7 protein-coding genes are annotated in these 4,670 nt (G+C 58.7%); all 7 read left to right on the top strand.

The window, feature by feature from the left end; all coding sequences use genetic code 11:
- The coding region (locus tag KGZ89_09290) for a hypothetical protein (protein ID MBS3975043.1) at positions 1 to 197 on the top strand (197 nt) is incomplete at its 5' end.
- A 3-nt stretch (positions 198 to 200) separates the two neighbouring features.
- Positions 201 to 614 carry a Holliday junction resolvase RuvX gene (gene ruvX / locus KGZ89_09285; GenBank protein ID MBS3975042.1) on the top strand — a complete coding sequence of 138 codons (414 nt, stop codon included), beginning with the start codon at positions 201 to 203 and terminating at the stop codon, positions 612 to 614.
- Between the two features lie 11 nt (positions 615 to 625).
- Entirely contained in the window at positions 626 to 1,717 is a 1,092-nt protein-coding gene (mltG, locus tag KGZ89_09280) for an endolytic transglycosylase MltG (protein MBS3975041.1), read from the top strand.
- A complete protein-coding gene (locus KGZ89_09275) occupies positions 1,714 to 2,721 on the top strand; it encodes an ABC transporter ATP-binding protein (protein MBS3975040.1) in 1,008 nt (335 codons plus the stop codon). Before mltG ends, KGZ89_09275 begins: the two co-directional genes overlap by 4 nt.
- The gene (locus KGZ89_09270) at positions 2,721 to 3,452 is read left to right on the top strand and encodes an ABC transporter permease subunit (GenBank protein ID MBS3975039.1); all 732 of its coding nucleotides are present in this window, start codon (positions 2,721 to 2,723) and stop codon (positions 3,450 to 3,452) included. The genes KGZ89_09275 and KGZ89_09270 overlap by 1 nt, the downstream gene beginning before the upstream one ends.
- Entirely contained in the window at positions 3,452 to 4,132 is a 681-nt protein-coding gene (locus KGZ89_09265; protein ID MBS3975038.1) for a hypothetical protein, read from the top strand. The genes KGZ89_09270 and KGZ89_09265 overlap by 1 nt, the downstream gene beginning before the upstream one ends.
- Before the next feature lie 13 nt (positions 4,133 to 4,145).
- Positions 4,146 to 4,640: a YqeG family HAD IIIA-type phosphatase gene (locus tag KGZ89_09260; protein ID MBS3975037.1), complete on the top strand. Its 495-nt coding sequence runs from the start codon at positions 4,146 to 4,148 to the stop codon at positions 4,638 to 4,640.
- The last annotated feature ends 30 nt before the right edge of the window (positions 4,641 to 4,670 follow it).

The raw sequence follows: 4,670 nt of genomic DNA, 5'->3' as shown, positions 1-4,670 counted from the left end.
TGCTGCTTGCGGCAGGCAGCTCCGCTGCGATTGCTGCGGGCTTCGACGCTGGCGCGGTCATAAAAGCGATCGCGCCTGCCGTAAAAGGAGGAGGGGGCGGCAAGCCTGCGATGTCGCAGGCCGGAGGGAAGGACGCCTCGGGGATCGATTCGGCGCTTGCGCTCGCTCGCGAGACGCTTGCGCCAAACCGCGGGTAAGCGATGCGGATACTGGGATTGGATATCGGCGATCGCCGGGTTGGAGTCGCGCTAGGGGATTCCCGCAGCCGGATTGCGACACCGCTTGAGGTGCTTGCTGCCCCGCTCTCGCGCGATCTGGCGCCCCTGCACGCGATCATCGACGAGTACTCCATCGCTATGCTGGTAGTCGGTCTGCCGCTTACAATGAGCGGCGAAGAGGGCCCCCAGGCGAAGGCCGTTCGCGCCGAGGTCGAGATTTTGGCCCGACACTTGCCTGTAGATATCGTGTTTCAGGATGAGCGTCTGTCCTCGGCGCAGGCGAATCGGCAGATGGGAGCATGCGGTGTCTCGGCGAAAAAGCGTCGTGGAAGCGTTGATATGGTAGCTGCCGCGATAGTGCTCCAGACGTATTTTAATAGCCTTGATTGCACTTAGGAGACCGATAGATGAACCGAAGATCCGGCCGGAGGGCCGCTAACCCCGTTCCAGGCGCTCGCCGAAAAAAGCGCCTGGGCGGTATCGCGCTTGTGATGCTGGCGCTCCTGGCGCTTGGCGCCGGCGGTGTGTGGTACACGTTGTTTCGCGCCGAGTCGCCCCTCTACTACCTGGAAGCCGGCGAAATCGCCATGGTGGAGATCGAGCGCGGGGCCAGCACCGCATCGATAGCAAACGAGCTCGCGCAAGCCGGAGTGATAAAAAATCCCAACATGTTCAGGGTGCACTCACGCCTTGCCGAGGCTGACGGCCAGCTCAAGGCCGGTTCCTACTCATTTGAGATCGGCATGGACTACGATAGCGTCATCGGAAAGCTCAAGGCTGGCCCTCAAATAGGCTTTGCGACGGTAACTATTCCCGAGGGCTTCATCATTGAGCAGATTGCCGAGCGTTTTGAGGCCGAGGCTGGGATTCCATCTGAGGAGTTTCTCGCTCTGGCGAAAGACGGTGCACCTGAGTTCGCCGAAGAGCACCCCTATCTCGTCGGAGCTTTTGGCGACTCTCTTGAGGGCTTTCTGTTTCCAAAAACCTACAGGGTCCCAGAGGGAGCTACAGCGCGCGATGTCATCTCGATGATGCTTCGGCAGTTCGATAAAGAGATGGACGCCGTCGACATGGGTCCAGCAGAGGCTCGCGGGCAAACGGTGGAAGACATTGTGATCATTGCGTCTATCATCGAGAGAGAAACGAAGGTCGCCGCAGAGCGGCCAACGGTCGCATCCGTGATATACAATAGGCTGGCCAAAAACATGCGGCTTGAGATCGATGCAACCATAGAATATGTGCTGCCTGGCAACAGATTTCGTTTGAGGTACAAGGATCTCGAGATCGACAGTCCGTTTAACACCTACAGGTATCATGGCCTTACGCCGGGACCAATCGCCAACCCTGGCATCGCATCGATCGAGGCGGCGATAAGACCGGCCAACACGGAGTACCTCTATTACGTTTTGACCTCACCGGATGGTTCGCATACTTTTACGAGGACGTATGCGGAGCATCGGGCGGCCAGAGAAGAATCGAGGAGGGTGTTCGGTAGATGACATCGGCAATCTCACAAGACGCAGACACCAGTGTGGTCACCTTGAATGACACAAGTACAAGCGCTTCCAGCCTGCAAGGAGGGGAGTTTGCGCTCCTCGTTGAGGGGGCTTACAAGAGCTATCGCAACGGCTCGGCGGTAAGGGAGGTCGTCAACGACATCTCGATCTACGTCCGACCCGGGACGATCCACGGGCTTCTCGGCCCCAATGGGGCTGGCAAGACCACCACGATCAAGATGCTCCTCGGACTTGTGCGCCCGCAGGCGGGTCGATTCGAGATACTCGGCTATGAGGCGGCCCCCGAGGTCAGGCGCTATGCGGGCTTCCTGCCTGAGCAGCCGTACTTTTCACCTCACCTGACCGCAAATCAGGTGCTTCGAGTGATTGGGCGTACCCTGAAGATGCCCAAGGCGCAGCTTGAAGCGCAGGCTGATAAGTTGCTCTCTAAGGTTGGACTCGAGCACCGGGGGAAAGACCGGCTGTCGAGTTACTCTCGGGGCATGCTTCAGCGATTCGGGATCGCGCAGGCTCTTCTCGGCGATCCGAAGGTGCTGATCCTCGATGAGCCCGCATCGGGATTGGATCCGGTTGGCCAGCGCGATGTCCGAGACCTGATCAAGGGCCTTCGCGACGAAGGGATCACAGTGCTGCTCTCCTCCCACCAACTCTCCGAGGTGGAGGCGGTGTGCGATGAGGTTACGATAGTCAATCGCGGCAGGGTCGCCGCGAAAGGGGATATCGAGGATCTCTTGAAGGTGGCAGGGCAGGTCCTTGTCACGGCCGAAGGGGATGCCTCGCATCTGCCGGAGCGGGTAGTTGCGATCGCCGCGGATATCGGAAACGATGGATCCCGCTGGTTGATTTCGATTCCCGAGGGCTCGACCAGAGCCATCGTTGACGCGTTGGATGACGGTGGGTTTCGGGTAATTTCGCTCGTTCCTCGGCGGGAGTCGCTTGAGGAGTATTTTTCGCGTCTGATCGCCGGCTCGAACGGGGTGTCATGATGGCTTATCGGATATTTGCGATATTCTCCTCAATCATTGCCGATGCCCTGCACCGCAAGCTGTTCTACTCCGTTTTCCTCTTTGCCGGCGCCATGGCCGCCGCGATCCCATTTCTTCCGAGCTACGGACAGGGGGTAGTTGAGGCGGTATTTCGTGAGGTCGCTCTCGCTCTCATCTACGTTTTCGCGATGGTCGTGACGATCGCCTACACATCCACTCGTTTACCCTCCGAGATTGAGCGCCGGACGCTCTATCCCTTGCTGGCGCGTGGAGTTGGCAGGGGAGAGTATCTTCTCGGTACATGGCTTGGTATTAGCGCTGTCGTCGGATTGACGCTTTTTGCGATAGCCGCGGTCACTCTTGCAATCGGCTGGATCAACTACGATGTGCTCATGTGGAGGGTGTTGCTTGGGGTTTTTGCCATCTGGCTTGAGGCCAGCGTGATTGCAGCGGTGGGTATCGCGGTCGCCACTGTTGCCGGGCCTGTGATCGTTGCGGCCATTGCGCTTACATTCCTCTTCGTTGGACACGTGCGCTCGCTTCTCGTAGATCCGGGCACGCTTTTTTACACGCTCTATCCCTCGCTCGATACATTCAATGTCATCAATCCGGTTGCGCATGGTGATGGTTACTCGGCGGCTTACGCAGCAACGATGGTTGCAGTCTGGCTCGCTTACAGCGCTATTGCGCTTCTCGTCGCCGCCTCGCTGTTCGAGCGCAAGGATCTTTGATGACCATGGCCGCCACCTCGAAACTTTCGCGGGTCACTGTGGTGATAGCGCTCGCCGCGCTGCTTTTGGCGGGTCAGTTCGCCGCCGATAGGCAGGCGTTGGCCATCGCCAGGGATTCTGCCGCACTCGGGCGAGCGGGCTTTGCGTACCTCACAGGAGTGAGAACCTTCATAGCGGCGGTTCTCTGGAATCGCCTGGACCCGATCTTTCACGAATACTACGAGGATTTGACGCTAACCGAGCAAACCCAGATGCTGCCGACCATGCAGGCGGTCATCGCTCTTGATCCACAGTTCATAGATGCGTATTATGTGGCGGCCTGGATGCTCGCCCAGCGCGGATACGTTGAGACAGGGCTGGATATTGCGCGGCAAGGTGTCGAGAACAATCCGCGCTCCGGTATATTGCGCATGAACTATGCGCAGCTACTCTACCTTTTCGGGAGCGACACTCCTGCCGCCGTCGAGCAGGCTGATGCTGCGGTAGCAGGCGCTGAGTGGCGCGATCCCATAGAGCAACACGATGCGTACGCAATCTTTCGCGCCATCTATCGCTCCGCCGGCATGACAGAGCGCGAAGCTTTCATTCTCGGCGAGTTAGTGCGACTCGATGAGATTATCGGCGATGCGCTACCGGAAGGCGCGCACGACCACGATGGCGATGGAGTCCCCGACCACTAAGGAACCCTGGCGAATGAAGCTGCTCGTACCCGACCTCTATGTCTCCGATGTCCTGCGCGTAGACCTCGATGCCCTGTACGCCGAGGGCGTCGATACCCTGCTCATCGACCTTGACAACACACTGCTACCGCGAAATGGCACACAGGCGCCTTCGCGGATCATCGACTGGCTTAAAGGTGTCGAGGATCAAGGCTTCGCCATCTGCCTCGTCTCCAACAACTGGCATGCCTCGGCGATCACTGCCGCCGAGAAGTTAGGTGTCAGAATCGTCGCGAAAGCGAGCAAGCCGCTTCCTTTCGCGTTCAAAAAGGCACTGTCGATGCTAGATTCCGAGCCTCGGCGTACAGCGGTAATCGGCGATCAGATATTCACTGATGTTTTGGGGGGCAACTTGATGGGAATGAAGACGGTGCTCGTCCGGCCCTTGTCTGCAACCGATCTTCCCCATACCCTGTTGTTGCGGCGCTTAGAGGCGGTGGTACTGGCGGGCCGTGAGCCACTGTCGTAAGCTGCCGAAAGAATTCGTACTAGTGAGGGA

Source organism: Actinomycetota bacterium (assembly GCA_018334075.1).
Lineage (GTDB): Bacteria > Actinomycetota > Coriobacteriia > Anaerosomatales > UBA912 > JAGXSC01.
The sequence above is the reverse complement of the archived record's forward strand: the minus strand, read 5'-3'. Positions and strand labels throughout refer to the sequence as shown.

Bases quoted from the DNA above. Each gene is read 5' to 3' on its own strand.
- ruvX (MBS3975042.1), top strand. From the start codon at position 201: ATGCGGATACTGGGATTGGATATCGGCGATCGCCGGGTTGGAGTCGCG.
- mltG (MBS3975041.1), top strand. From the start codon at position 626: ATGAACCGAAGATCCGGCCGGAGGGCCGCTAACCCCGTTCCAGGCGCT.
- KGZ89_09275 (MBS3975040.1), top strand. From the start codon at position 1,714: ATGACATCGGCAATCTCACAAGACGCAGACACCAGTGTGGTCACCTTG.
- KGZ89_09270 (MBS3975039.1), top strand. From the start codon at position 2,721: ATGGCTTATCGGATATTTGCGATATTCTCCTCAATCATTGCCGATGCC.
- KGZ89_09265 (MBS3975038.1), top strand. From the start codon at position 3,452: ATGACCATGGCCGCCACCTCGAAACTTTCGCGGGTCACTGTGGTGATA.
- KGZ89_09260 (MBS3975037.1), top strand. From the start codon at position 4,146: ATGAAGCTGCTCGTACCCGACCTCTATGTCTCCGATGTCCTGCGCGTA.